Below are 26,340 nucleotides of genomic sequence, written 5' to 3'. Positions count from 1 at the left end.
AGGGAAACTCTAGAGCGAAGGTCGTCGTCGCCAGCAGCGCCGCCGCCCTCGTCAGTGATCGGGCTTATAGACCCCCAGCCTCCAAGACGTCAACAGCGATCTTCAAAAAAACTTCAAAAAAGAACAAGCCATTGAATTTAAAAGACAATTTCGACTGTTGATAAACTCGATCGATTTCGAGGAGCGAAAACACGGGCGTTTGCGGCGCAAATCACCCCGTGGCCACGAAGAGACCCATCCCGGCATCACCCGACACGGATTACGATCGCGATATGCGCCGCATGCCCGTCATCGGCGGCGCAGTTTCCCGGGTGAAATCCGCCCGGTGTTCCCGAACGATCTGCATCAGGAATTCGCGCACCGCCCTTACCCGCGGCACCGCGACCAGATCCCGGTGGCAAACCAGCCAATAGGTGCGCTTGAGCTCAATCTCCTCAGGCAGAACGATCTCCAGGTCTTCTTCCTGCTGTGCTATGAAGTAAGGCAACACGCATAGTCCCAGCCCCTGCCGCACAGCCTTTAGCTGCGTCAGGATGCTCGAACTCTGGAAATGCGCATGCAGGCCCGGCTGGAGTTCTCCCAGATAATCGAGACCCGGCGCAAAGATCATGTCTTCGATATACCCGACGAAGCGGTGCGCGGCGAGGTCGTTGCGTCCGGTGATTGGCGGATGTTTCGAGAGATAGCTGCGCGCGCCATAGACATGCAGCGTATAGGGCGTCAGCACCTCGGACTGGTAAGGTCCGGCCTTCGGCGCCGTCAGCGCCACCTGGATATCCGCTTCCTTGCGCGATAGCGACATGATCTGCTGGATCGCCACCAGTTCCAGCGAGACGTTCGGATAGTTTTCGGCAAAATCCGCCAACCGATCGGCCAGGAAGAAATTGCCGAAGCCTTCGAGCGTGCTCAACCTGACGACGCCGTGCTGCGCCGTCAGGCCATCATTGATGTCGAGCTGCAATTGTTCGGTCTCGCGCTCGATCCGCTCGGCGGTTTCGATGAAGCGCTGGCCCATGCCGGTCAACACGTAGCCGCGCGGATTGCGCTCGAACAGCTTGACCTTGAGCGCGAACTCCAGCCGATCGATGCGACGCGAGACCGTGGCATGGCTGGTCCTCAAGCGTCGGGCCGCCGTCGACAGTTGTCCGGTACGGGCAACCGCGAGAAAGAACTGCAGATCGTCCCAGGTGAAATTCGGATTCATCGCCACCCTCATCTGTTCGAAAATGAACAGATCCTGTTTCGCAATTTACGGTCCAGGCCGCTTGCATCCAAGCGGTTTTTTCCGGATTGTAGTCGCCGGAGCCGACATCTGAGGAGCATGTCTGGCCAATTATGAACAGAACGAAACGGCACCGCCATCCGCGCAGAGGAGCCCGCGTACATTCCTACGCGCCCGTTTCGCGGCGGTTCCCGAACACCAAGAGAACCCAATGGACACGTTCGACTATATCGTCGTCGGGGCGGGTAGCGCCGGCTGCGTGCTTGCCAATCGCCTTTCCGAAAACCTAGGGCATCGCGTGCTGCTGCTCGAGGCCGGCGGCCGCGACAACTACCACTGGATCCACATTCCGGTCGGCTATCTCTACTGCATCAACAATCCGCGCACCGACTGGTGCTTTACGACGGCCGCCGAAGAGGGCCTCAACGGCCGTTCCCTCGGCTATCCCCGCGGCAAGGTGCTTGGCGGCTGCTCCTCGATCAACGGCATGATCTACATGCGCGGCCAGGCGCGCGACTACGACCATTGGCGCCAGCTCGGCTGCACCGGCTGGGGCTGGGACGACGTGCTGCCGCTCTTCAAGAAGTCGGAGGACCACTATAAGGGTGCCAACGACATGCACGGCGCTGGCGGCGAATGGCGGGTGGAAAGGGCCCGCGTGCGCTGGGACGTGCTCGACGCGTTCCAGAAAGCCGCCACCGAAGCCGGCATTCCCGAAACGCCGGATTTCAACCGCGGCAGCAACGAAGGCTCCGGCTATTTCGACGTCAACCAGCGCTCCGGCATCCGCTGGAACACGGCGAAGGCGTTCCTGCGCCCGGCGCAGAAGCGCGGCAACCTGACGGTTCTGACCAAGGCGCATGTGCGCAAGCTGATCATCGAAGGCGACCGCGTCGCCGGTGTCGAGTTCCAGCATGATGGCACGGTCAAACGCGCCCGCGCAGCCCGCGAGACCGTGCTTTCCGCCGGCGCGATCGGCTCGCCGCAGATCCTTGAGCTCTCCGGCATCGGCCGCGGCGACGTGCTTCAGGCCAACGGCATCGAGGTCCGCCACGAACGCGCGAACGTCGGCGAGAACTTGCAGGATCATCTGCAGCTGCGCATGGCCTACAAGGTGACGGGCGTGCCGACGCTCAACGAAAAGGCCAATTCACTCTTCGGCAAGGCGTCGATCGGGCTGGAATATCTGCTGAAACGCTCCGGGCCGATGGCGATGGCACCAAGCCAGCTCGGGATCTTCACCCGGTCCGGCCCGGAGAAGGAAACGCCCGACCTGCAATATCACGTGCAGCCGGTCTCGCTCGACAAGTTCGGCGAACCTGTTCATTCTTTCCCGGCGATCACCGCCAGCGTTTGCAATCTGCGCCCGGAAAGCCGCGGCTCGGTGCACCTCAAAGGCCCGGACTTCGCCGCGGCACCGGACATCCGGCCGCGCTACCTGACCGCAGAGGCCGATCGCAACGTCGCCGTCAGCGCCATCCGCCTGACGCGGCAGATCGTCAAACAGCCCTCCTTCGCCCGCTTCAACCCGGTCGAGTTCAAACCGGGGCCATCCTACGAGACGGAGGACGACCTGAAGCGCGCCGCCGGCGATATCGGCACGACGATCTTTCATCCGGTCGGGACCTGCCGCATGGGCGCTGACGCTGAAAGCGTTGTCGATCCCGAACTGCGCCTTCGCGGCCTCAAGGGGTTGCGCATCGCCGACGCCTCGATCATGCCGACGATCACCTCGGGCAACACCAATTCGCCGACGATCATGATCGCCGAAAAGGCCGCCGCCATGATCCTGGCAGCCAATCGCTAGCGAAAATGCGGGGTGGTTTTGCGTCAACGAATGCGACATCCAATGTGATCGAAGGTGCTGATTCGACGCCGGATTCGGCCCGGAGAGCGGCAGCGGATAACGGTAAACTGGCCGAAATACGAGGCGAAACGCTTAAATCACGGGCCTTGAACCCCTATATCAGGCCCTGATGGCTCAGTTTTGAGCCCAAGCAAGAATAGGGGTTGTGATGGCAATGCAGCGATTTGGGCGTCTTGGACGAGCTCTGGCAATGATGGCGATTGGCTTGACCGTCGCGTTGACAGTTGTAGACGTCGCCGAAGCGCGGCGTTCGGGTGGCGGTTTCGGTAGCCGCGGCACCCGCACCTTCTCGCAGCCGCCCGTTACCCGCACGGCGCCGACCAACGCGGCACCGATCGACCGCTCGATGACGCCGCGCCAGGACGCCGGCCCCACCGCCACCAATCCGGCGGCCGGCCAGACGCGCCCGAACGCTACCCAGCCGAACGCCCGTCCGGGCTTCTTCAGCGGCTTTGGCGGCTCGCTGCTCGGCGGCCTCATGGTCGGCGGCCTGATCGGCATGCTGATGGGCGGCGGCTTCGGCGGTGCGGCCGGTTTCCTCGGCCTGATCGTGCAGATGCTCCTCATCGGCGGTCTGATCATGCTTGCCATGCGCTTCTTCGGCCGCAACCGCCAGCAGACGGCCTATGCGGGCCCGTCCGAGCGGTCGTCGGCTCAGCCGAACGGCATGCCGTCGTTCAAGATTCCGAGCATCGGTGGCGCCCAGGCCGGCGGTCAGGCGAACGCGCGCCCGACGGCAGCACCTGCACCGGCCCCCGTCACCGACGGCCCGGCTGACGAAATCGGCGTCCAGCAGGCCGACCTCGAACAGTTCGAAAAGATGCTGAAGGACGTGCAGGCGGCCTACGCCGCTGAAGACTACGGCACGTTGCGTCGCCTGACGACGCCGGAAGCCATGTCCTACCTCGCCGAAGAGCTGAGCGACAACGCGACGAGCGGCGTCAAGAACGATGTGCGCGACGTGCACCTTGTCCAGGGCGACGTGGCCGAGGCCTGGTCCGAAAACGGGACCGACTACGCGACCGTTGCCATGCGTTACGAAAGCATCGACGTGATGCGAGACCGCGCCACGGGCAAGGTCATCAGCGGTGATCCGGACAAGCTGACCGAAGCGGTCGAGCTCTGGACCTTCGTCCGCAAGCCGGGCGCGGAATGGCAGGTTTCGGCGATCCAGGGCGTCAGCCACGACTGACGCGAAACAGAGTCTATGAGAAAGGCCCGGTCGGCATCGCCGCACCGGGCCTTTTCATTTTCAGGATCACATTTTCCCACGATCAAACGATGGCCGGAACCGACTCCGATGGCGCGAGAATGTGGGTGATCAGATCCCGGAGCCAGCGGTGGGCGGGATCGCCGTCGCGCCGCCGATGCCAGATCTGACGGAACGAAAAAGGCGGGATGGCGAAGGGCGGATCGAAGACGGTCAGTGACCCGGCCTCAGCATCACGCGGCAGGATGCGGTGTGCCACCGTAAGCACCATGTCCGTGCCGAGAACCAGGCCGGGCGCAGCACTCCAATGGGGCAGCGCCAGCACGATGCGGCGCTTGTGCCCCGCGGCCGCCAGCGCCAGGTCGATCTCGTTGCCGGTGTCGCCGCGCAGCGAAACGAGAATATGCGGCCGCTCCAGATAGGCCGTCAGATCCATCGCCTTTTCGCCACCAAGGCTCGCGCCATCTGCCAGGCAGGCGAAGTGTTCCTTAAACAGGAGCGATGTCCTCAGATCCTCGGTCAGCGTCGGAAACACCCCGAGCGCCAGATCGATCTCGCCGTCGACAATTTGCGACATCATCACTTCACGGCTCGCCTGGCTAACGATGAGATCGACGTACGGCGCTTGCCGGCGCAGCACCGCCATCAAGCGCGGCAGCAGAACGAGGGCGGCATAGTCGGACATCGCGAGCCGAAAGATATGGCGCTCCATTGCCGGATCGAACGGCTGAGACCCCATGAGCTGGCGCATGTGCGCCAGGGCCTCGGCAAGCTGTGGCGCGATCTCCAGCGCCCGCACCGTCGGTTCAAGCTGTCCGCCATGGCGGACGAGCAAGGGATCGTCGAAAAGAGCCCGCAAGCGCGCAAGCGCATGACTGACCGCCGGCTGGCTCTTGTTCAGCCGCAGGGCCGCACGCGATACATGGCGTTCCGCCAGCAGGGCATCGAGCACCACCAACAAGTTCAGGTCGATTCCGCCGAGATTATTCATGAGGCGAATGTAACACGTACGAAATTTGAATTTCCATTCCTCCCATCGATGCGTGAGGATGAGGCAATCAAGAAGGAAAAAACAATGCCCACTCTCTCCTCCCTCCTCATGCTTGCCACGGCGATCTTCGCCGGCGCCGTCGTCCCCCTCCAGGCCGGCGCCAATGCCAACCTTGGCCGCCTCCTCGGCCATCCGCTCTGGGCGACGGTCGTCTCGCTCGGCGTCAGTCTCGCGCTCATCCTGCCGATGCTGATCGCGTTGCGGGCGCCGTTGCCCAGCCTTGCGACGGCATTCAAGGGTCCGTGGTGGATCTGGATCGGCGGCGCCGCCGGCGTGATCTATATCACCGCTGCTCTCCTCCTTGCGCCGAAGCTCGGCGCGGCAAGCTTCATCGTCGCCGTCATCGCCGGCCAGATGGCGGTCTCCCTGCTCATCGATCACTTCGGCCTGATGGGTTTCCCCGCAAAGCCGGTCAATGCGGCGCGACTGACCGGCCTACTCTTCATCGTCGGCGGCATGGTGGTTACACAGATCGCCAATACTGCTCCGGCATTGGCCAACGCAACGCGATAGCGCATAGCCGCAAAGCGGACGCATACCGGAGATGGTCGCTTTCGCGGCTTATTTCACCCTCGTGCAGCGCTGCCTGCCCTTGGACGCCAGACGGTCTTCTATGCCGTTACCTTGCCCCTGATGGATCTTGGCCTTGCCGCAGGGATGCTGTCGGGAGCGATGTTTACGAATGGGCTCATGTCGCTTGGACAATTCTGGCTGTTTGCCAGTGCCTGCGCCGTGCTGCCGGTTCTGCCGTTCCTCGCATGGCGCGGGCGCGTTACCGACCGCTGAGCGACGTCTCCGAACCAAAAAGATCAACGCCAGCCGTAACTTGCGACTGGCGCGCTTCGCATAGACTGGCCATACTTGCTCCGGGCTAAAAAGGGGTTATGGCATGCAGGATCGGCTGTTCATTGGCGGCAAATGGGAAAAACCGCGGCGCGGCGGCACGCTCGACGTGGTCGACCCGGCAACGGAAGAGGTCATCCACCGGGCGCCGGCCGCGACCTATGAAGACGTGGACAGGGCCGCAAAGGCCGCCCGCATCGCCTTCGACAGCGGTTCCTGGCCGAAACTGTCAGGCACTGAGCGTGCCGTCTATCTCCGGGCGATCGCGGCGAAGATCGAAGAGAAGCGCCACTCGCTGGCGCGGCTCGAAGTCGCCGACAACGGCAAGCCGCTGCCTGAGGCGCTCTGGGACATCGACGACGCCGCCGGTTGCTTCCGCTTCTATGCCGGCCTCGCCGAGGAACTGGACGCCGATCCGGAGGAGACGATCCCCGTCGGCGACAGCCGCTTCACCGCACGCGCCGTGCGCGAGCCGCTCGGCGTGGTCGGTGCCATCACCCCCTGGAACTATCCGCTGCTGATGGTCTCCTGGAAGGTAGCACCGGCGCTTGCCGCCGGCTGCACCATCGTGCTCAAACCCTCGGAACTGACGCCGCTGACGGCGCTTGAGCTTGGCGTCATTGCCGAGGAAGTCGGGCTGCCGCCCGGCGTGCTCAATATCCTCACCGGCACCGGCCAGGATGCCGGCCAGCCGCTCACCGAGCATCCGCTGATCGACAAGCTCGCCTTCACCGGCTCTGTCGTGACCGGCCGCAAGGTGATGATGGCCGGCGCTCAGGACATCAAGAATGTCAGCCTCGAACTCGGCGGCAAGTCGCCCTTCGTCGTCTTTGCCGACAGCGACATCGACAAGGCCGTCGAATGGATCATGTTCGGCATCTTCTGGAACCAGGGCCAGGTTTGTTCGGCAACCTCGCGGGTGCTGGTCGAGGAGGAGATTTACGAGACCGTCGTCAGCCGTCTTTGCGAAGAGGCCGCGAAGATCAAGATCGGCAATGGCTTGGAGGACGGCACGCTGCTCGGGCCGATCGTCTCCCGCGGCCAATATGACAAGGTTGTCGGCGCCATCGATCGCGCCCGGCAGGACGGGGCCACGGTCGCTGCAGGCGGTGGCCGCCCGGCCGGCCTCAACAGCGGTTACTTCCTCGAGCCGACCGTGCTGACCGACATGCGCGAAGACAGCTTCGTCTGGCGCGAGGAGATCTTCGGCCCAGTCGTCTGCGTCAAGCCGTTCCGCGAAGAGGCGGACGCGATCCGCATGGCCAATGACAGCCGCTTCGGTCTCGCGGCGGCTGTCATGTCGGCTGACCGCGAGCGTTGCGAACGCGTCGCCCGGGCTTTTCGCGCCGGTATCGTCTGGATCAACTGCTCGCAGCCCACCTTCCCCGAGGCTCCCTGGGGCGGCTACAAGCAATCGGGCATCGGCCGCGAGCTCGGCCGCTGGGGCCTTTCGAACTATCTCGAGACCAAGCAGATCACCAGCTTCGACACCGACGAACCCTGGGGCTGGTATATGAAGGGATAGGGGCGATCAGGGGCGCAGAAGTCCCGGCGTCAAATTCCTTTCATGCGGCTGTGAAATAAGCCGACTAACGATAGAATTTGCAAAGCTGTCGGTGGACACATCGTATCGGAGGGTCAGATGAACAGGTCGAACGACGAGATCGAGACGCAGGACTGGCTGGAAGCGGAACTGGCCGACACGCTCGACGAAGACTACGAACTCGAGCTTTCAGAACCGGCGCTCTCTGAAGAGATCCGCAAGATCTATCGCAAGAGCCACCCGCCGACGATCCCGCGCATCGATTACTTCCGCGCGCTGCTGAAGCTGCAGTCGGAGCTGATCAAGCTGCAGGACTGGGTGGTCTACCACAAGGAAAAAGTGGTGGTGATCTTCGAGGGGCGTGACTCCGCCGGCAAGGGCGGCGTCATCAAGCGCATCACCCAGAGGCTCAATCCGCGTGTCGTGCGCGTCGTCGCGCTGCCGGCACCCTCCGACCGTGAAAAGACGCAATGGTATTTCCAGCGCTACGTGCCGCATTTGCCGGCCGGCGGCGAGATCGTGCTCTTCGACCGCTCCTGGTACAACCGCTCCGGCGTCGAGCGGGTCATGGGCTTTGCCGCCGAAGATCAGGTCGAGCAGTTCTTCAACGACGTCCCTGAATTCGAGCGCATGCTGGTGCGTTCGGGCATTCGGCTGGTCAAGTACTGGTTCTCGATCACCGATGAAGAACAGCAGATGCGCTTCCTTGTGCGCATCCATGATCCGCTGAAGCAGTGGAAGCTGTCGCCCATGGACCTGCAATCGCGGGTGCGCTGGGAGGGCTATACCAAGGCCAAGGAAGAGACCTTCGCCCGCACCAACATTCCGGAAGCGCCCTGGCATATCGTCGAAGGAAACGACAAGAAGCGTGCCCGGCTCAACTGCATCGATCATCTTCTGACGCAGTTCCCCTACGAGGAGGTGCCGCACGAGGAAATCTCGCTGCCGGAACGCGTCTTCAACCCGGATTACGAGCGCAAGGTGCTGCCGCCGGAACTCTACGTGCCGTCGAAGTACTGACGGCGGGGCTACTGCATGTCTCCTTAAATCGACCTCGATTTAAGGACGAAGACATGCAGCAAATCAAAGTGCTACAGCGACCTTCGCGCGTCTGATAAGACGCGCGGCGCTGTAGGACCTTCCCCCGTTCCCAGTTGAAAGCGAGGCGGCACCCGCCCGCCTCGCTTGCAATATCCTCTCGAAAATCAGAGATTGCCGTGAAACGACAGTTTCATGGAATCGACATGAGCCCCAAAGAACGCTCCTTCCTCACGCGCGTCCGCCAGGTGCTGCCGGAGCTGCATCCGGCCGAGCGGCGGCTGGGGGATTTCCTTTGCGATTTTCCCGGCGAGGTCGCGAGCTACTCGGCCCAGGAGCTGGCGGCGCTGGCGCATGTGTCGAAGGCGACCGTCTCCCGCTTCATCCAGCGCTTGGGCTACGACAACTACGAGGAGGCGCGCCGTCATGCTCGCGCCGACAAGCAGACGGGCTCGCGGCTGTTCCTTGCGACTGCCACCGACAGCGGCGGCGAACAGTCGCTCTCCTCACATGTGGCGCAAGGCGTGGCCAACATCGAGGCGACCTTTCTCGCCATCTCCGAGACCCAGGTGACGGCGGCGGCAACCGCCATTCTCGGCGCCCGCAAGGTCTGGGTCATCGGCTTCCGCGCCAGCCATTCCTTCGCCACCTATCTGCAATGGCAGATGACCCAGGTGGTCGAACACATCGCCGCCATCCCCGGCGGCGGCCAGACGCTCGGCGAACATCTGGTCAGCATCGGCCGCGACGATGTCGTGATCCTCTTCGGGCTGCGCCGGCGCGTCTCCCTCATGGAGCCGATTCTCGGACAGCTGGAAAGATCCGGCGCGCGGCTGCTCTACATCACCGACGAGGGCGTGCCCTTCCTCAACCAGGCGGAATGGCATTTCCGCTGCCAGACACTGGCGCCAGGCCCCCTCTTCAACCACGTCTCGGTCATGGCGCTCTGCCATCTCTTGACGACACGATGCATCGAAATCGCCGGCACTGCCGGTCGAAATCGGCTGCGTGGCATCGAAGCCATCAACGATGCGCTCGAGGAATTGTGAGCGTAGATTGGGCAGCGGCCTGAAACGCCAGATTATTTTTTGCACATAAGAAATCTCAGTTTCGTTCGCTTGCGACACGACAGCCAGCCTCCAAGCCGCTGACTGCAAAAGAGAAACTGTGGTTTCTCTTGAGATGCACGAAACCTGCATTCCACGAATTTTATGCAGCGAAGGGCTCCGTCCTTTCGCAGTGCATCACAGAATCTTCTATGAAACCTCAGTTTCATGATGTAGATTTCATGAAACTGAGTTTTCACATTTTCACGTTGTTAAGCCATAAAGGGGAACGAACCATGGCAGCGGAAAATATGGTGCCGTCCGGCAGGTCATCGCCGGTCATCAGACAGTTGGAATCAGCCTTCACCAAAATCGGCGTCACCGGCGCCCACAAACAGATCCTCGCCCTCGTGCTCATTGGCTGCCTGTTCGACAGCTTCGAACAGAACACCATCGGCGTCGCCGGTCCGATCCTGAAAGAACATTGGGGTCTCACCGGCACCGACATCGGCTTCCTCAACACCATCACCTTCGGCAGCGCCGCCATCGGCCGCCTGCTCTCCGGTATCCTTGGCGACCGCTACGGCCGCCGCGTGATGCTGACCATCAACCTCCTGCTTTTCACCATCGGTTCGGCCGCCTGCGCCATGGCGCCGAACTTCGCCACCCTCTGCTTTGCCCGCGCCATCGTCGGCTTCGGGGTCGGCGGCGAGATCTCCACGGCGGTCACGATGCTGTCGGAATTCTGCTCGCCAAAATTCCGCGGCACGGCAGCCGGCCTCGTCAATGTCGGTGCTGGCGGTTTCGGCAACTTCCTGGCACCTGCCTTCGGCCTGATGATCTTCACCCTCTTCCCGGGTGAAAACAGCTGGCGCTGGCTTTTCGCCTCGCTTGCTCTGCCGGCCCTGCTTGTCGTCTTCTATCGCCGTTTCGTGCCGGAAACACCGCGTTTCCTGGCATCACAGGGCAAGATCGACGAGGCCAATAAGGTGCTTTCGATCCTCGCCTCCGGGTCGCTGCGCCCGCGCAACCTCAAGGTCCAGGAATATCTGACCAAGGACCACCTCAAGGACCAAGAACCGGCCAAGAGCGACTGGAAGGAACTCTTCCGCGCGCCCTTCATCGGCCGCACCGTCCCGGTCGCCATCGCCATCCTGATGAGCTACGGCGCCCAGCTCTCGGTGCTCACCTTGATGCCGATCATCTTCGTGTCCATGGGCTACACGCTCCAGGGAAGCCTGCTCTACAGCATGATCATCCAGAGCGGCAGTGTGCTCGGTGCTATCGCCGCCTCGATGTTCGGCTATTACTTCCCGCGCAAGAGGGTGCTGACCCTGGGTGCCGTCTTCGCCTGCCTTGCGGCGGTCTCGATCGCCTATCTCGGCACCAACATCTATCTGGTGCTGATGTTCGGCGCGATCTTCCAGTTCTTCGTGCTCTTGCTCAACACCTCGATCTGGATCTATGCGCCCGAACTCTTCCCGACCCGCATCCGCGCCTTCGGCGTGGCGCTGATCCTGGCAACCGGCTCGGCCGCGGGCTCCTTCATCCCAACCATCGCCGGCGCGCTCTTCGACGTCTACGGCATGGTCGGGGTCTTCGGTCTCGCCGCCGGCATGTATGCGGTCTTCGCCTTCTGCATCCAGCTCGGGCCCGAGACCTATGGCATGTCGATGGAAGACCTGACCCAGCCTGCCGATGCCGACCTCGCAAAGGCTGACACTTCTGAAATCAAAGTCGGCGCGGAACTGAGAACGTGAGTGCACATATCCTTCTGATTAACCCGAACAGCTCGCTTGCCACCAGCGACATGATGGTCTCCATCGCACGCCGGGCTGCATCAGGACGCATGGCCGTGGCAGTCGCCACGGCCATGCGGAACCCGCCGATGATCGTGACGCCCGAGCAGTTGGATGCGGCCGCTGCCGAGGTCGTCGAGATCGGCGAAAGGCATGAGGCTGGATGCCTCGGTATTGTCGTCAGTGCCTTCGGCGATCCCGGCCTTGCCGCCCTCAAACGCCGCCTCGCGATCCCCGTGATCGGCATCTGCGAGGCCTCGATGATCGAGGCCTCGCAGGGCGGCCGCAAGTTCGGCGTCGCCACCACGACGCCGGAATTGATCCAGGCGATCGACGACCGCGCCCGCGATCTCGGCGTGTGGGACCAGTATACCGGCATTCGCTGCACGCCCGGCGACCCGCTCGCGCTCTCCGCCAACCCCGAGCGCCTGCTGGAAGCCCTCGGCGACGCTGTCCGTCAGTGTATTGACTTGGATGGCGCCGAGGCCGTCATCATCGGTGGCGGCCCGCTCGGCCAGGCGGCCGAACAGCTCCAGCCGCTGTTCCCGACGCCGATCATCGCGCCCATTCCGAGCGCGATCGACCGCATGCTCGACCTGATGCAGGTCGCCGCCTGACAGGCATTCATCATCGCAGCCACCCAAAAGGAGTATGGATCAGGCAACGGTAACGCCTGTTTCCACCGGTCGCCCTGTGGTATTTTCGCTCTTTCCAATTGGGCAAGACCGAAGCTGGGGCGGAGGTTGCGCGATGAAATCTATCCTGGCAGCATTCGTCGCGGTGGCGTCCTTTGCTGCGGTGGCGATGGCCGGCCCTTTGCATGACGCGGCACGGGACGGCGACACGGAACGAGTCAAGCAGTTGCTCGATCAGGGAACCGACATAACCGAGCCCGATGCGGCCGGCGAGCCGGCGCTGCTGATTGCCGCTCTCAAAGGGCGCACCGAAGTTGTCGCGCTTCTCATCGAGCGCGGCGGCGACATCGAGATCCGCAACAAAGGCGGCCTGACCGCACTGCACGCCGCCGCCTATGGCGGCAGTCTCGAAACCGTCAAGCTGCTCGTCGCCAAGGGTGCCGCCGTCAACGACGTCGCCAACTTCTACAAGATGTCGCCGCTGCATGCGGCAGCCGAAGAGGGCCACGCCGAGATCGTGGCTTTCCTGCTGACCAACAAGGCCGACATCGAGGCCAAGGAACGCAACGGCTACACCCCGCTGACGCAAGCGGGGTGGCGCTCCCACTGGCCGGCCGCCGAACTGTTGCTGAAGGCTGGAGCCACCTGCCAGAAGGCCGACCTCGTCGGCGACTGGCTCTACGGCGAATGCACCAAACGACAATAACAAGCACATCCGGAAACGGAGGACATAGCATGTCTCGATATCCGATAGCGGGCGCAATCACGGCGACGGCAGTGCTGTTCGCATTCGCCAGCCCGGGGTTAGCGGAAGAACCTGTCAACACCGGCTACTTCGGCGACGTGGCGATCAAGGGTTATGATCCGGTCGCCTACTTTACAGAGAACAAGGCGGTCGAAGGATCGCCCGAATTCAGCTATCGCTGGCTCGGCGCCACCTGGCAGTTCGCAAGCGCCGAGCACCGTGACCAGTTCATCAAGGAACCCACTCGCTATGCGCCGCAATATGGCGGCTACTGCGCCGACGGCGTCTCCTTCGGCACGGTGACGACCAACATCGACCCCAAGGCCTGGCGCATCATCGAGGACAAGCTGTACCTCAGCTACGATCCGGGCGCTGCTGACGGCCTTGTGAAGAACCCGAACAAGGTGGTCGATTCGCGCAAGCACTGGTCCGAGGTCGAGCAGACGCTGCTCACCGAGAAGGCGTCGATCAACTGGACGAAGCCCTCGCCCTGAGTGGCTTATCGCTCGGACGATGATCGCGATCACCGCTCGATCGAGAAGAACTTCAGAGCCTGCGGCGTGACGTTGATGTAGTCCGCCGTGCGCTCGCCCTTTGCCGTGTTGCGGTAGACGTAGCCACAAACCATGCGGTCGAGGAAATATCCGTCATACTTCTCGCAGAGCTGGTTGCCCTTCACCTCGATGCGGCCGGTGATGTTCGTATTGCTGGTGCGGTAGGCGGTGTTTCCGTCCTTGTCGAAGAACTGCGCGAAGCTCGTGCCGTTCTTGTGCACGCCAACCCAGGTCTTGTCATCGGTCAGTTGCTTGAGTTCCGCCGGGCCAAGCCGGTCGCTGGCAGCACCAACAAAGCCGAAGGGCCATTCCGGAATGCCAGCGACACGCAGGCCGAAAAGGTGACGATAGAGGTCCTCTTCGCGCCAGTAGTCATAGAGATAGCTATAATAGGTCAGGTTGGTGTCCGGAAAGAGTTTTAGCAGTTCCGCGGCTACTGCCGCTGCGCTCTGCTGATCGCCGCGCTGGGCATAGGCCGAGGCGAGATACTCCTTCACGGCTTCCGCCTTCGGCAGCGTCTCGCGCGCCGCTTCGATCAATGGGATCGCCTTTTCGAGGCGGCGCGCCGTGTAGTAGACGATGCCCGCCAGAAGCTGCAGGCTCGATGAGGGCGACGGATCGAGCCTGAGTGCCCGTTCGATATCGTCTAAGGCCTGCTCGTGCTCCCCGGTCTGGGCAAGGATCAGCGCCAGATTGGCGAGCGCCTCGGCATCGTTGGGCTGCATCGAGACAGCCCTAAGCGCCGATTCCTTTGCCTCCGAAGCGCGTCCATCGACGAGCTGCAGCAGCGCCAGCACCGTGTGGGCGCGCGCATTGTTGGCGTCGAGTTTCAACGCCTGCCCGGCCGCATCATAGGCGATCTTGCGTGCCACGGCCGCCGACCAGAGATAGTTGTAGTCGTTGCGCCAGACGTCGACCGCGATGCGGGCTATGCCGGCATGAGCATCGGCGAAATTCGGATCGAGATCGATCGCCCGCTGATAAAAGGTGAGTGTCTGACGATTTGTCTCGACATCGCGCCAGATAAGGCCTTGCTGCTCGGCGCGCATGTAGTTGTCATAGGCCTCGAGATTATCGGTGGGGATCCGTGCCAACCGGTCGCGCTCGCCCTCGCTGAGCTTGACCTCAAGCGCGGCAATGATCTTGCCGATGACGTCATCCTGAACGGCAAAGAGATCGGCATATTGGCGGTCATAGCGCTCCGCCCAGAGCGACAACCCGCTCACCGCGTCGAAGAGCTTGACGTTGATGCGCAGCCGCTGGTCGGCCCGCTGCAGCGTGCCCTCCAGCACATAATGCACGCCGAGTTCGGCCGCCACGTCCTGGATCTTGGTGGCGCTCCCTTTGAGCGCAAATACCGAGTGCCGGGCGATGACGAAGAGGCCGGAAACCTTGGACAACTCGGTGATGAGATCGTCGGTGAGTCCCTCGGCCAAGTGGTCGTGGTCGCTGTCGCCGCTGACATTGATGAAGGGCAGCACCGCGACGGAAGGCTGGTCCGGCAGGGGATAGGCGAAACGCTGCGCCGGGCCGTCCTGCCCGATCCATGTCCACGGCTGCCACCAGGCGAGCGCGGCTGAAATTGCGATCGCCGCAAGTCCGACCACCAGCCCCTTTAACCAGGCAGTATTTCGCCGGTTTTTCTCAACAAGCGTCCTGCCCGCGGCTTCCGGGTCCAGGAGCACACGGTAGACCCGGATCGGATCGCCGAGCCCCTTGACCGGCTGCTGCCCGAGCGACACGAAACCGGCCTTCAGCTTCGAGTTGACCTGGTCATAGGCCGTGCCGGATATCGCAATGCCGCCAGGCTCGGCCAATCCCTGCACCCGGTCGGCGATATTGACGCCATCACCATGGATGTCGTCGCCCTCGACGATGATATCGCCGAGATTGATGCCGATGCGGAAATCCAGCCGCTCGCCATCTGGCCCCTTGTCGACCTCTGCCGCCTTGCGCCTCTGGATTTCGATTGCGCACTGCGTCGCATCGACGACGCTGCGGAACTCGACGAGCAGCCCGTCGCCCATCGTCTTCACCAGACGCCCGTGATGCTCGATAAAAAGCGGCACCAGGATGTTGGAAAGGTCCGACTGGAATCGCAGGCGCGTCCCTTCCTCGTCCAGCCGGCTCAGGCGGCTGTAACCGACGACATCCGCGATCAGGACGGCAGCGAGACGGCGCTCCATCGACGAGCTCTCAACGTACGATGTACTCCAACGCAGATGTTACCGCAGCTTGGCAGGCGGCGCCATCGGCGCGGTCCGGCGATGGCGCCCCGCGTGCGTCGTAACCGTTACGTACTTGCGGTTCCCCGTCGAACTGGCACGATTTTGGGCGACCATCGGATGGAGTTTGCCACGCTAGGTGACGAAGCGAGCGCCGCCGATGCAGCGCGGCAACTGACTGAGAAGGATCCGAGCATGATGTTTTGTCGTTCGCTCTTCATGGCCGGCGCACTGGTGATGGCCGTCGCCACACAATCAACCGCCGCCGACCCCGACACGGTCGGCGTTGACAACTTCGTTCGTGCCGAAAGCGACATGTACCTCGCCTCCATGGTCAAGGACGGTGCCTTCGGCAAATTCCTGCACCGGCGCGAGCCCGCCTCGATCGACAATCAGACCGTCATTCGCCTCAACCGCGATACGCTCTATTCGTCGGCCGTGTTCGATCTCGATGCCGGGCCGGTTACCATCACCATGCCGGACGCGGGAAAACGCTTCATGTCGTTGCAGGTGATCAACGAGGATCACTACGTGCCTGAGGTCGTCTACGGCGCCGGCGAAACGACGCTGACGAAGGAAAAGGTCGGCACGCGCTACGTCGTCGTCGGCGTCCGCACGCTCGTCGATCCGGCCGACCCGAAGGATATCGCCGAGGTTCACACCCTGCAGGACGCGATCAAGGCCAGCCAGCAGAAGGAAGGCAAGTTCGAGGTTCCCGCGTGGGATCCGGCCAGCCAGAAGAAGGTGCGCGAGGCGCTGCTCGCCCTCGGCGCCACCATGCCGGACTTCAAGAAGGCGTTCGGCACCAGGGAAGAGGTCGATCCCATCCGCCACCTGATCGGCACCGCGACCGGCTGGGGCGGCAATCCCGACAAGGATGCGACCTATCTCAACATCACGCCCACTAAGAATGACGGCAAGACGATCTACAAGCTTGACGTCAAGGACGTGCCGGTCGATGCCTTCTGGTCGGTCAGCGTCTACGATGCGCAAGGCTTCTACGAGAAGAACCGGTATGATGCCTATACCATCAACAACATCACCGCCAAGAAGGGCGACGATGGCAGCGTCTCGATCCAGTTCGGCGGCTGCGACGGCAAGATCCCCAACTGCCTGCCTGTGGTCGACGGCTGGAACTATACCGTGCGGCTCTACCGGCCCCGGAAGGAGATTCTCGACGGCTCCTGGCACTTTCCCGAGCCGCAACCGATGAACTAAGCTTCCCGCGTCGTGAATCAGGCACGGGAGACTGAGCGCATGGAGTTCCGGGACGATGATCTTGTCGCGTTTGCCGAGCATGGCGCAGCGCCTCTGCCCGTCGCAACCGTCGAGGGCCACGTCGAGCACAATGGCGCGCGCATCTGGTACGCAGCCTATGGCAGGGGCACTCCGGTGATCCTGCTGCATGGCGGCCTCGGCCATAGCGGCAACTGGGGCTACCAGGTCCCGACGCTGCTTGAGGCCGGGCACCGCGTCATCCTGATCGACAGCCGTGGCCACGGCCGCAGCACCCGCGACACCAGGCCCTACACCTATGAGCTGATGGCGTCGGACGTGCTCGCCGTTATGGACAGGCTCGAGCTTCAAAAAGCAGCCTTTGCCGGCTGGAGCGACGGCGCCTGCATTGCGCTCGTCCTCGCCTCGATGGAACCGGAGCGTGCCGCCGGCGTCTTCTTCTTCGCCTGCAACATGGACCCGAGCGGAACCATGGAAATCGAGCCGAGCCCGGCGCTCGACCGCTGCTTCGGCCGCCATTCGAGCGACTACAGACAGCTGTCGGCAACGCCGGATGATTTCGGCGCCTTCGTCGATGCCGTCAGCGAGATGCAGAAGACTGAGCCGAACTACACCGCCGAAGAACTCGGCCGGATCCGCGTACCGGTCGCGATCGTCCAGAGCGAAAACGACGAGTTCATCAAGCGCGAGCACGCCGACTATCTGGCGCGCAGCATTCCCGGCGCCGAGTTCATCCTGCTCCCCGGCGTCAGCCACTTCGCACCGCTGCAGCGGCCGGACCGCTTCAACGTCGCGCTCATCGGCTTTCTGGCAAGCCTTCCCGACTGACCGCACTCCCCGGGCGCGACGGCCTCCGTGCGAATGGACGGGCCAAGACCGGACCGTCTGGCTGCCATTCGAACGAGATTACTCGGCCGCCTCGGTCTCCGGCATCGGCACGTAGTTGAGGATCGGCGACAGCCAGCGCTCGACCTCGCGCACCGGCATGCGCTTGCGTGTCGCGTAATCCTCGATCTGGTCGCGCTCCACCTTGGCGACACCGAAGTAATATGCCTCGGGGTGGCCGATATAGAGGCCGGACACTGACGAACCCGGCCACATCGCATAGCTCTCGGTCAGGCTGACGCCGATCGCTGCCTCCGCATCGAGCAGCCGGAAGAGCGTCGCCTTTTCCGTATGGTCGGGCTGCGCCGGATAGCCCGGCGCCGGACGGATGCCGGCATAGGGCTCGCCGATCAGATCCTGCGGCGTGAAGACCTCGTCGGCCGCATAGCCCCAGAGCTCCTTGCGCACATATTCATGCATGCGCTCGGCAAAGGCCTCGGCAAAACGGTCGGCCAGCGCCTTGACCAGGATCGAGGAATAGTCGTCATTGGCGCGTTCGAAACGCTCGGCAATCGCCACTTCCTCGATACCGGCGGTGACGACAAAGCCACCGACATAGTCGTTGGAGCTGCTGCTGGCCGGAGCGACGAAGTCGGAAAGGGCCACATTCGGGCGGCCGTCGCGCTTCGTCAGCTGCTGGCGCAGCGTGAAGAAGGTCGCAAGCTCAGACGCCCGATCTTCGCCGGTGAAGAGCCGGATGTCGTCGCCGACGGTGCCGGCCGGCCAGAAGCCGACCACGGCCTTCGGCGCGAACCACTTCTCCTCGATGATCTGCGCAAGCATCGCCTGGGCGTCGTCGAACAGTTGCCGGGCGGCCGCACCTTGCGCCTCGTCCTCCAGGATCCTCGGATAAACGCCCTTCAGTTCCCAGGTCTGGAAGAACGGCGTCCAGTCGATGTAGCGGGCGAGTTCCGCCAGATCCCAGCTCTCGAAGACCCGCGTGCCGAGGAAGGACGGCGCCTTCGCCTGATAGGCAGACCAGTCGACCTTGTGCTGGTTGGCGCGCGCCTGCGACAAAGGCAGCCGTCGCTTTTCCGCTTCGTTGCGGGCATGCGCCTCTGCAACCTTGCGGTATTCCGCCCGGACGGTCTCCATATAGTTGCCCCGCGCCTCCGGCGACAGGAGGCTTGAAACCACGCCGACGGCGCGGCTGGCATCGGTGACATAGACAGTCTGGCCACGATCGTAGCGCGGATTGATCTTGACCGCCGTATGGACGCGGCTGGTCGTCGCGCCGCCGATCAAAAGCGGAATGTCGAAGCCTTCGCGCTCGAGTTCGGAGGCGACATGCACCATTTCGTCGAGCGACGGGGTGATGAGCCCCGAAAGGCCGATGATATCGACCTTCCGCTCGCGCGCCACGTCGAGGATCTTCGCCGAAGGCACCATGACGCCAAGATCGATGATCTCGTAATTGTTGCAGGCGAGCACGACGCCGACGATGTTCTTGCCGATGTCGTGCACGTCGCCCTTGACCGTCGCCATCAGGATCTTGCCGGCGCTTTCGCGCGCTTCGCCGCCATTGGCAAGCTTCTCCGCCTCCATGTGCGGCAAGAGCACGGCAACCGCCTGCTTCATCACGCGTGCGGATTTCACCACCTGCGGCAGGAACATCTTGCCGGAACCGAAGAGGTCGCCGACGACGTTCATGCCGGCCATCAGCGGGCCTTCAATGACGTACAGCGGCCGCGCGGCGGTTAGCCGGGCCTCTTCGGTGTCGATCTCGATATACTCCGTGATGCCGTTGACCAGAGCATGTTCCAGTCGCTTTTCGACCGACCATTCACGCCAGGAGAGATCCTTCTCGCGCGCCTGTGAACCACCCTGACCACGATAGCGCTCGGCGATTTCAAGCATGCGCTCGGTCGAATCGGCGCGGCGGTTGAGCACCACGTCCTCGCAGGCCTCGCGCAGCTCTGCATCGATTGCATCGTAAACGGCAAGCTGGCCGGCATTGACGATGCCCATGTCCATGCCCGCCTGAATGGCGTGATAGAGGAAGACGGCATGCATCGCCTCCCGCACCGGCTCGTTGCCGCGGAAGGAGAAGGAGAGGTTGGAGACACCGCCGGAGATATGCACATGCGGCAAGGTCTTGATGATCTCGCGCGTCGCCTCGATGAAGTCGACACCGTAATTGTTGTGCTCCTCGATGCCGGTCGCCACCGCGAAGATGTTCGGGTCGAAGATGATATCCTCGGGCGGGAAGCCGGCCTCTTCCGTCAAGAGCTTGTAGGCGCGGCTGCAGATCTCGACCTTGCGCGCCTTGGTATCGGCCTGACCGACCTCGTCGAAGGCCATGATAACGACCGCTGCACCATAAGCGCGGCAGAGTTTCGCGTGATGCAGGAAAGCCTCTTCGCCTTCCTTCATGGAAATGGAATTGACCAGCGGCTTGCCCTGAACGCATTTCAGGCCCGCCTCGATCACTTCCCATTTCGACGAGTCGATCATCACGGGCACGCGGGCGATATCCGGCTCGGAGGCGACGAGGTTCAGGAACTCGATCATCGCCTGCTTCGAATCGATCAGGCCCTCGTCCATGTTGATATCGATGATCTGCGCGCCGTTTGCCACCTGGTCCCGCGCGACATCGAGCGCTGCCGAATAGTCGCCGGCGGTGATCAGCTTGCGGAATTTGGCCGAGCCGGTGACGTTGGTACGCTCGCCGACATTGACGAAGGGAATGTCCGCGGTCAGCGTGAACGGTTCCAGGCCGGAGAGCCGCATCAGCGGTTCGACCTTGGGGATCTCGCGCGGCGGATGCTTGGCAACCGCTCTCGCAATCGCGCTGATATGAGCCGGCGTCGAGCCGCAGCAGCCGCCGACGACGTTGAGGAGGCCATCGCGCGCGAAGGCTTCCACTTGGGCGGCCATCTGCTCGGGTGTTTCGTCATACTGGCCGAACTCGTTCGGCAGACCGGCATTCGGATAGGCGCAGACAAGGGTATCGGCAACGCCCGAGAGCTCGTCGATATGGGCGCGCATGGCATTGGCGCCGAGCGCGCAATTGAGCCCGATGGTGAACGGATCGGCATGGCGAACGGAATGCCAGAAGGCGGTCGGCGTCTGGCCGGAAAGCGTGCGGCCCGAAAGGTCGGTGATCGTGCCTGAGATCATCACAGGCAGCTCGATGCCCTTTTCGGCGAAGACTTCCTTGGTGGCGAAGATCGCGGCCTTGGCGTTCAGCGTATCGAAGATCGTCTCGATCAGGATGATATCGGCGCCGCCGTCGATCAGCCCGCGGATCTGTTCGGCATAGGCGATCCTGAGGTCGTCGAAGGTGACGGCGCGGTAACCGGGATTGTTGACTTCGGGCGAGATCGACGCCGTGCGGTTGGTCGGTCCGAGCGCGCCGGCGACAAAGCGCCGGCGGCCGTCCTCGGCCTCGGCACGCTTGGCGGCGCGGCGCGCCAGCCGGGCGCCGTCGCGGTTGAGCTCATAGACCATGTCCTCCATGCCATAGTCGGCCTGGGCGATGCGGGTCGAGGAGAAGGTGTTGGTCTCGAGGATGTCGGCGCCGGCGATCGCATAGGCGTAGTGAATGTCCTCGATCGCCTTCGGCTGCGTCAGCGTCAGAAGATCGTTGTTGCCCTGCTGATGACACGCGCAGCCGCCGAACCGGTCACCACGGAAATGCTGCTCGATAAAGCCGAGCTGCTGGATTTCCGTGCCCATCGCGCCATCCATGATCAGGATGCGTTCACTCGCCGCCCGACGCAGCGCCTCTTTGATCTCGGAGCCGTCCGGCTTGGAGGAAACGTCACCGAAAAGGGCGCCGATGGCGGACATGGGAAATCTCCCGTTCTGAAAACGACAAACAATAATCGAGTCAATCACATAAAGATATCTTTATGTCAACATATGGCGCGATCACATTTGGCCATCTGGACAAAGAAAATGGCCCGCCGCGATTGCGACGGGCCATTATGAAAGGACCTGCTCCGGACGGCAAATCAAAGCCGTGCCAGGCAATCCTCGGTTTCGTATATGGCGCAGAGGATGTGATAGAAGCTGCTGGCCGGTGCAGGCTCGTCAACGAAGCTGCCATCGGCCTTCTGCTTGTCGCGCCAGAGACCCGCGACCGGGGTCTCCAGGAAAGTCTGAAGCGCTGCCGCCGCCCGCGCAGCCGAAGCGAGATAACGCTCCCGCTCGGCGCCGCCGGTCAGCGCCGCGAAACGAACCGCGGCCTTCAGCCACTCGGTCTGCGGCCAGAGCCGCGCGATCGGGTCGGCCACCGAGAGATCGTCGAGAAGCGTCATGATCGCAACGTTGCGGTTCGCGCAGATGCCGTGCGCCTCGCCGATATCGAAGAGCCGCCGCGCTTTCACGATCGCCTCGGCGCTGCCGCGGCGTTCCGCCCAGCGCAACAGCAGCCAGGCCCATTCGAAGAGATGACCGGGCTCTACGATGCGGCCCTTGTCGCCGGCAATCGGCGCCCAGTCGTGATCGAAGAACTCACGCAGGACGCCGGTCTCAGCGTCGATGAAATGATCCATCGCCAGATCCGCAATCTCGTCAGCGAGATTGGCCCAGGCGACCTGATCGAAGCCCTCGACCGCCTCGCTGGCGAGGCACGCCTCGAAGAGATGCATGTGCGGGTTGGAGCAAAGCGGCAGGCGCGGAGGGTTGTCTTCCTCGAAGCCGGCGACCGGATGCTTGACATGCGCCTCGATCCGAGACCGAAGGTCGTTGCTGCGTTCGATCATCTCCGCCTTTCGAGCCGGCACGACCTCGGCAAGGTAAGCGAAGGCGAGCAGCGCGAAAGCCTGGTTGTAGAGATCGAAGGACGGATCGAGAAGATTACCGTCGGCATCGGCGAGCGCGCCGTAGAAACCGCTCGGCTGCTTGAAGACGCGATCGAAATAGGCAAGTCCGCCTTCGGCAGCACCGCGCCAGTCGCCGCTCCATCCGCGTCGGCCCGCCTCCGAGAAGCAATAGACCTGCCGCGGCTGCACCCGCGAACGCCGGTTGGCGCGCGTCGGTTCACCTGCCATGTCGATCGTCTCGACGAAGCCACCTGAGGGATCGACACCCTTGTCACGCCAGAGCGGCAGGGCTTTGTCGGCCAGCCATTGCGACAAAATCTGGGACTGAGAGAAAATATCGCCTGCCAACACTTAACCCTCAAGCTTCAGCGCGTCGTGATCCTTGCTGAGCAAGGACGAAAGCGCTTCAACGACCATGTTGTGGTCCTCGCGCTGCGGCAAGCCGGAAACCGTGACTGCGCCGATGCAGCCGGTGCCTTTGACGACGATCGGGAAGCTGCCGCCATGCGCGGCGTAATCAGCATCGGCAAGCCCGAGCTTTGCCTGCAGATTGGTCTGTGCCTTGGCGAGCTCGCGGCCCGTGGCATAGCTGCTCTTGAACAGCCGGAAGACGGTGTTGCGCTTGCGGCGCACCCAGTTCGGATTGTCGGGCGTCGCCCCTTCGAGCGCGGCGTAGAACACCTGCATCGAAAACAGCGTGATATCGATGACCACACCGAGCTTGCGCTCGACCGCCATCTTGCGCAGCAGCGCGCCGAGCTCCCAGGCCGTTTCGAGATCGAAGCGCTCGAACTGCAATTCCTGTTCCTGCCGCGCGATGCGGCCCAAGTCCTTGTCGATATTCATGGGTTCAGTCCTTCCAGAGCCAGGCCGCACCGCGCACACCGGAACTGTCGCCATGCAGGGCCTTGCGGATGGGGGTTTCGAACGTGTCGCCGAAGAGATAGTTGACCACCCGCGGCGGCACGTCGTCATAGATCTCGTCGACATTCGACATGCCACCGCCGAGCACGAAAACGTCGGGATCGACGATATTGGTGAGCAGCGCCAGGCTGCGCGCCAGCCGGTCGACGAAGCGCTCGTAGACGCCCGTTGCCACCGGGTCGCCCGCCCGCTTCGCCTCGATGATGTCGCGCCCGCGCTTTTCGACACCTGTCGTCAGGCGATAGTCGAGCTCGACGCCGGTACCGCAGGCATACATGTCGAGGCAGCCGTGTTTGCCGCACCAGCACTTATGCCCGGGATACTCGTCCTTCGTCATCCAGGGCAGCGGATAGTGGCCGATCTCGGCGGCAACGCCCTGGTAGCCGGCATGCACCTTCTTGTCGATCGCAAGGCCGCCGCCATGGCCGGTGCCGACGATGACGCCGAAAACCACATGCGCGTCCTTGCCCGCACCGTCGACCGCTTCCGAAACCGCCAGGCAGTTGGCGTCGTTGGCGAGCCTGACCGCACGGCCGAGTGCCGCCTCCAGGTCACGTCCGAGCGGCTTGCCATTGATCAGCACCGCATTGGAGTTGCGCACGATGCCGGTGCGCGGGTTGGGGCTGCCGGGAATGCCGATGCCGATGGAGCCTTTTTCGCCCGCCGTCTGCTCCGCCGCGGCAACCAGGTCGAGAACGGCGCGAATGCAGTCGTCGTAACCGCTGGTCGGGGTCGCGACGCGATGCCGGGCGCGCGTTTCGCCATCGCGGCCAAGCGCGATGACTTCCATTTTTGTGCCGCCCCAATCTATTCCGATGAACATATGTGGATCAGGTCTCTGATGAAGGTCTCACGGGGAACGCCAGCCTCCTCAAGCCGACGCCCGCCTTGCTTAGCATTCGAAAGACCGGAAAGACCAGCCCCCGTTTCGTAATCGATTTCAACCCGTGGGGACCCCGGCGACGCGCCGCCCTTTCAGGATAGCCGAAGCTCGACACGGCCTGCATTTCCGCCGGTACTCATGCAAAAACACTTGGCTAAGACGCCTTGCTTTTGTATGGGTGCTATCCAAGTGGTCCCGTAGCTCAGCAGGATAGAGCATCAGATTCCTAATCTGGGGGTCGCGCGTTCGAATCGCGCCGGGATCACCATAAAAATCAAATAGATAGAATTCCAACCCTCCGACACATTCCCCGGGCCGTTCCCCACTCGCGTTTACGCAGCGCTCTATGCCCCCGGCCAAAATGTGAGATTCCAGCCAAACGCATTACACTGGTGCACTCATGGTTCAGTTGCTCGTGACCTATATGGAAATGCGTGGACAACGCGCGGGCGAAGCGCTTCCACCGCCGATCGAGCATGCAGCGGTCGCGCCCGAGCTGCCCGATGCCGCCACGTTCCTATCGCTCTACCGCGCCGTCGGCGAGCCGTTGCGCTGGGATCAGCGCCTGCGCATGAGCGCAGCCGAGCTCGACGGTTTTCTTCGCAGCGAATCGACTGGCCTCCACATCCTGCGGGTGGACGACCGAGCGGTCGGGCTCTGCGAATTCGACCGCGTCGGGACACCCGACATCGAGCTCACCCATTTCGGCTTGGTCCCCGAGGCGTACGGCAGGAAGCTCGGACCGTTCCTGCTCGACAGCGCGCTGCGCGCTGTCTGGAGCCGCGGCCCGAACCGCATCTGGCTTCACACCGACGAATGGGATCATCCCAAGGCGCAGGACACCTATCGCCGCGCCGGCTTCAGCGTTTTCGCGCAGAAGCGCGAAGAGGTCGACGGCTAGCGAAGCGGCTGCCATGCCGGGCCACGCCAGGCTCTCAACGCCTGCAGAAAGACCTGCAGTCGCGACGGCAGAAACCGCCGCGTCGGATAGACCGCGTGCACAAAGACATCAGGGGCCGACCATCCGGGAAGCACGCGCACGAGCCTGCCGTTCGCAAGCAGGCTGTCGCAGAAGATCGGCGGTAGCCGGCCGATGCCATGGCCTCGCTCGGTCATGGCGCTGGCCGATTGAATATCGTGGACCGAGACGGCTCCGGTCACGTGAAGCCTGATCGATTCGTCCCCGTTGACGAGATGCCATTCGGTTTCATTGTTCCGGGCGTTGACCAGCACACAGCGGTGGTCGCGCAGATCTTCCGGCGCGGAGGGCATGCCGTGTTCGTGCACGTATTCTGGAGCAGCCACGAGGAAGTGGGTGCTCCTGCCGATGCGCTGTGCGACGAGCGACGAATCGCGCAATTCGCCAAACCGGACCGCGACGTCGATGTTTTCGGCAACGAGGTCCATGAACATGTTTGTGACCAGCAGGTCGACCTTGATCTCGGGGTATTTCTTCAGGAAACCAGACAGGAAATCAAAGAACGGCGGCTGCCCGAGAGTCATGGGGACTGTGATGCGCAAAAGCCCCTCGGGTTTTCTTTGCGCTTCGCTCAGGACCCGTTCCGCGTCGTGAAGCTGCTTCAGCGGTTCGCTGCATTCCGCGTAGTAAGCGCGCCCCTGAAGCGTGAGGTTCAGTTTGCGCGTCGTCCGCTGCAACAGAGTGACGCCCAGTTGCTCCTCGAGGGCCGTGACCTTGCGGCTGACGGTGGAGACCGGCATGCCAAGCGCCCGCGCCGCCCGGCTGAAGCTCTCGAATTGGGCAACGGCCGCAAAGACCGCGATATCGTTCAAATCGACCATGCCCGCGACTTTTGCACTGATGGAAAAGTAATTCCAGATAATTTCATATAATCGTGCAATCGCAC

General features: G+C 62.8%; 21 protein-coding genes and 1 tRNA gene. 14 read left to right on the top strand and 8 right to left on the bottom strand.

The features are described 5' to 3' along the window. Positions 1-259: 259 nt before the first annotated feature. The gene (locus tag AC070A_RS16455; protein WP_113736758.1) at positions 260-1,204 is read right to left on the bottom strand and encodes a LysR family transcriptional regulator; all 945 of its coding nucleotides are present in this window, start codon (positions 1,202-1,204) and stop codon (positions 260-262) included. Positions 1,205-1,433: 229 nt separating this feature from the next. On the opposite strand from AC070A_RS16455, the gene AC070A_RS16450 reads away from it, so the two are divergent. Both AC070A_RS16450 and AC070A_RS16445 read left to right on the top strand, forming a co-directional pair. Continuing rightward, on the top strand, positions 1,434-3,029 hold the full coding sequence (locus AC070A_RS16450) for a GMC family oxidoreductase (RefSeq protein ID WP_113133423.1): 1,596 nt from the start codon (positions 1,434-1,436) through the stop codon (positions 3,027-3,029). Positions 3,030-3,243: 214 nt separating this feature from the next. Next, entirely contained in the window at positions 3,244-4,281 is a 1,038-nt protein-coding gene (locus AC070A_RS16445; RefSeq protein ID WP_113133428.1) for a Tim44 domain-containing protein, read from the top strand. A gap of 82 nt (positions 4,282-4,363) precedes the next feature. Here AC070A_RS16445 and AC070A_RS16440 read toward each other — a convergent pair whose 3' ends face one another. Then, a complete protein-coding gene (locus AC070A_RS16440; protein ID WP_057255078.1) occupies positions 4,364-5,290 on the bottom strand; it encodes a LysR family transcriptional regulator in 927 nt (308 codons plus the stop codon). Between the two features lie 84 nt (positions 5,291-5,374). Here AC070A_RS16440 and AC070A_RS16435 point away from each other — a divergent pair, with 84 nt between their 5' ends. The 8 genes from AC070A_RS16435 to AC070A_RS16400 all read left to right on the top strand — a co-directional run bounded on the left by AC070A_RS16435 (position 5,375) and on the right by AC070A_RS16400 (position 13,493). Then, positions 5,375-5,863, top strand: a complete 489-nt coding sequence (locus AC070A_RS16435) for a DMT family transporter (protein WP_112997384.1) — start codon at positions 5,375-5,377, stop codon at positions 5,861-5,863. Positions 5,864-6,239: 376 nt separating this feature from the next. Continuing rightward, on the top strand, positions 6,240-7,718 hold the full coding sequence (locus tag AC070A_RS16430; RefSeq protein ID WP_057255076.1) for an aldehyde dehydrogenase family protein: 1,479 nt from the start codon (positions 6,240-6,242) through the stop codon (positions 7,716-7,718). 117 nt (positions 7,719-7,835) lie between these two features. Further along, on the top strand, positions 7,836-8,756 hold the full coding sequence (gene ppk2 / locus AC070A_RS16425) for a polyphosphate kinase 2 (protein ID WP_057255075.1): 921 nt from the start codon (positions 7,836-7,838) through the stop codon (positions 8,754-8,756). Between the two features lie 224 nt (positions 8,757-8,980). Further along, positions 8,981-9,823, top strand: coding sequence for a MurR/RpiR family transcriptional regulator (locus AC070A_RS16420; protein ID WP_112997395.1), 843 nt, complete (start codon positions 8,981-8,983; stop codon positions 9,821-9,823). Between the two features lie 293 nt (positions 9,824-10,116). Beyond that, the gene (locus tag AC070A_RS16415) at positions 10,117-11,580 is read left to right on the top strand and encodes an MFS transporter (protein WP_058325623.1); all 1,464 of its coding nucleotides are present in this window, start codon (positions 10,117-10,119) and stop codon (positions 11,578-11,580) included. Next, positions 11,577-12,236 carry an aspartate/glutamate racemase family protein gene (locus tag AC070A_RS16410; RefSeq protein WP_112997078.1) on the top strand — a complete coding sequence of 220 codons (660 nt, stop codon included), beginning with the start codon at positions 11,577-11,579 and terminating at the stop codon, positions 12,234-12,236. Before AC070A_RS16415 ends, AC070A_RS16410 begins: the two co-directional genes overlap by 4 nt. Positions 12,237-12,369: 133 nt before the next feature. Next, positions 12,370-12,960 carry an ankyrin repeat domain-containing protein gene (locus AC070A_RS16405; RefSeq protein WP_112997077.1) on the top strand — a complete coding sequence of 197 codons (591 nt, stop codon included), beginning with the start codon at positions 12,370-12,372 and terminating at the stop codon, positions 12,958-12,960. 29 nt (positions 12,961-12,989) lie between these two features. Further along, positions 12,990-13,493, top strand: coding sequence for a YHS domain-containing (seleno)protein (locus tag AC070A_RS16400; RefSeq protein WP_255571361.1), 504 nt, complete (start codon positions 12,990-12,992; stop codon positions 13,491-13,493). 29 nt (positions 13,494-13,522) lie between these two features. Here the strand turns inward: AC070A_RS16400 and AC070A_RS16395 are convergent, their stop codons facing one another. Continuing rightward, entirely contained in the window at positions 13,523-15,739 is a 2,217-nt protein-coding gene (locus AC070A_RS16395; protein WP_113736760.1) for an adenylate/guanylate cyclase domain-containing protein, read from the bottom strand. A 234-nt stretch (positions 15,740-15,973) separates the two neighbouring features. Here AC070A_RS16395 and AC070A_RS16390 point away from each other — a divergent pair, with 234 nt between their 5' ends. Together AC070A_RS16390 and AC070A_RS16385 are read left to right on the top strand one after the other, a co-directional pair. Further along, complete coding sequence (locus tag AC070A_RS16390) at positions 15,974-16,996, top strand: DUF1254 domain-containing protein (RefSeq protein WP_440691210.1); 1,023 nt, start codon at positions 15,974-15,976, stop codon at positions 16,994-16,996. A gap of 39 nt (positions 16,997-17,035) precedes the next feature. Next, positions 17,036-17,842 (top strand): alpha/beta fold hydrolase, encoded by an 807-nt coding sequence (locus AC070A_RS16385; protein ID WP_112997076.1) that lies wholly within the window; start codon positions 17,036-17,038, stop codon positions 17,840-17,842. Between the two features lie 78 nt (positions 17,843-17,920). Here AC070A_RS16385 and metH read toward each other — a convergent pair whose 3' ends face one another. From metH to AC070A_RS16365, 4 genes are all read right to left on the bottom strand, one after another. Further along, on the bottom strand, positions 17,921-21,691 hold the full coding sequence (gene metH / locus AC070A_RS16380) for a methionine synthase (RefSeq protein ID WP_113133421.1): 3,771 nt from the start codon (positions 21,689-21,691) through the stop codon (positions 17,921-17,923). A gap of 164 nt (positions 21,692-21,855) precedes the next feature. Next, positions 21,856-23,016: an AGE family epimerase/isomerase gene (locus AC070A_RS16375; protein WP_110878826.1), complete on the bottom strand. Its 1,161-nt coding sequence runs from the start codon at positions 23,014-23,016 to the stop codon at positions 21,856-21,858. Between the two features lie 3 nt (positions 23,017-23,019). Continuing rightward, positions 23,020-23,514 carry a heme-degrading domain-containing protein gene (locus tag AC070A_RS16370; RefSeq protein WP_112997075.1) on the bottom strand — a complete coding sequence of 165 codons (495 nt, stop codon included), beginning with the start codon at positions 23,512-23,514 and terminating at the stop codon, positions 23,020-23,022. Positions 23,515-23,518: 4 nt separating this feature from the next. Next, complete coding sequence (locus tag AC070A_RS16365) at positions 23,519-24,415, bottom strand: ROK family protein (protein WP_112997074.1); 897 nt, start codon at positions 24,413-24,415, stop codon at positions 23,519-23,521. A gap of 251 nt (positions 24,416-24,666) precedes the next feature. Between AC070A_RS16365 and AC070A_RS16360 the strand changes: the two genes are divergently transcribed. Continuing rightward, positions 24,667-24,743, top strand: a tRNA-Arg gene (locus tag AC070A_RS16360). A 132-nt stretch (positions 24,744-24,875) separates the two neighbouring features. Then, on the top strand, positions 24,876-25,376 hold the full coding sequence (locus AC070A_RS16355; protein ID WP_112997073.1) for a GNAT family N-acetyltransferase: 501 nt from the start codon (positions 24,876-24,878) through the stop codon (positions 25,374-25,376). Here AC070A_RS16355 and AC070A_RS16350 read toward each other — a convergent pair. Further along, positions 25,373-26,275 carry a LysR family transcriptional regulator gene (locus AC070A_RS16350; protein ID WP_112997072.1) on the bottom strand — a complete coding sequence of 301 codons (903 nt, stop codon included), beginning with the start codon at positions 26,273-26,275 and terminating at the stop codon, positions 25,373-25,375. The genes AC070A_RS16355 and AC070A_RS16350 overlap by 4 nt on opposite strands. Positions 26,276-26,340: the final 65 nt, after the last annotated feature.

Source organism: Ensifer sp. GW101-20A05 (assembly GCF_059424735.1).
The sequence above is the reverse complement of the archived record's forward strand: the minus strand, read 5'-3'. Positions and strand labels throughout refer to the sequence as shown.

Coding starts and splice junctions, on each gene's coding strand:
- AC070A_RS16365 (WP_112997074.1), bottom strand. CDS start 24,415: ATGTTCATCGGAATAGATTGGGGCGGCACAAAAATGGAAGTCATCGCG.
- AC070A_RS16430 (WP_057255076.1), top strand. CDS start 6,240: ATGCAGGATCGGCTGTTCATTGGCGGCAAATGGGAAAAACCGCGGCGC.
- AC070A_RS16455 (WP_113736758.1), bottom strand. CDS start 1,204: ATGAATCCGAATTTCACCTGGGACGATCTGCAGTTCTTTCTCGCGGTT.
- AC070A_RS16415 (WP_058325623.1), top strand. CDS start 10,117: ATGGCAGCGGAAAATATGGTGCCGTCCGGCAGGTCATCGCCGGTCATC.
- AC070A_RS16440 (WP_057255078.1), bottom strand. CDS start 5,290: ATGAATAATCTCGGCGGAATCGACCTGAACTTGTTGGTGGTGCTCGAT.
- AC070A_RS16350 (WP_112997072.1), bottom strand. CDS start 26,275: ATGGTCGATTTGAACGATATCGCGGTCTTTGCGGCCGTTGCCCAATTC.
- AC070A_RS16355 (WP_112997073.1), top strand. CDS start 24,876: ATGGTTCAGTTGCTCGTGACCTATATGGAAATGCGTGGACAACGCGCG.
- AC070A_RS16385 (WP_112997076.1), top strand. CDS start 17,036: ATGGAGTTCCGGGACGATGATCTTGTCGCGTTTGCCGAGCATGGCGCA.
- AC070A_RS16420 (WP_112997395.1), top strand. CDS start 8,981: ATGAGCCCCAAAGAACGCTCCTTCCTCACGCGCGTCCGCCAGGTGCTG.
- AC070A_RS16390 (WP_440691210.1), top strand. CDS start 15,974: ATGATGTTTTGTCGTTCGCTCTTCATGGCCGGCGCACTGGTGATGGCC.
- AC070A_RS16400 (WP_255571361.1), top strand. CDS start 12,990: ATGTCTCGATATCCGATAGCGGGCGCAATCACGGCGACGGCAGTGCTG.
- AC070A_RS16405 (WP_112997077.1), top strand. CDS start 12,370: ATGAAATCTATCCTGGCAGCATTCGTCGCGGTGGCGTCCTTTGCTGCG.
- AC070A_RS16370 (WP_112997075.1), bottom strand. CDS start 23,514: ATGAATATCGACAAGGACTTGGGCCGCATCGCGCGGCAGGAACAGGAA.
- AC070A_RS16450 (WP_113133423.1), top strand. CDS start 1,434: ATGGACACGTTCGACTATATCGTCGTCGGGGCGGGTAGCGCCGGCTGC.
- AC070A_RS16435 (WP_112997384.1), top strand. CDS start 5,375: ATGCCCACTCTCTCCTCCCTCCTCATGCTTGCCACGGCGATCTTCGCC.
- AC070A_RS16395 (WP_113736760.1), bottom strand. CDS start 15,739: ATGGAGCGCCGTCTCGCTGCCGTCCTGATCGCGGATGTCGTCGGTTAC.
- metH (WP_113133421.1), bottom strand. CDS start 21,691: ATGTCCGCCATCGGCGCCCTTTTCGGTGACGTTTCCTCCAAGCCGGAC.
- ppk2 (WP_057255075.1), top strand. CDS start 7,836: ATGAACAGGTCGAACGACGAGATCGAGACGCAGGACTGGCTGGAAGCG.
- AC070A_RS16445 (WP_113133428.1), top strand. CDS start 3,244: ATGCAGCGATTTGGGCGTCTTGGACGAGCTCTGGCAATGATGGCGATT.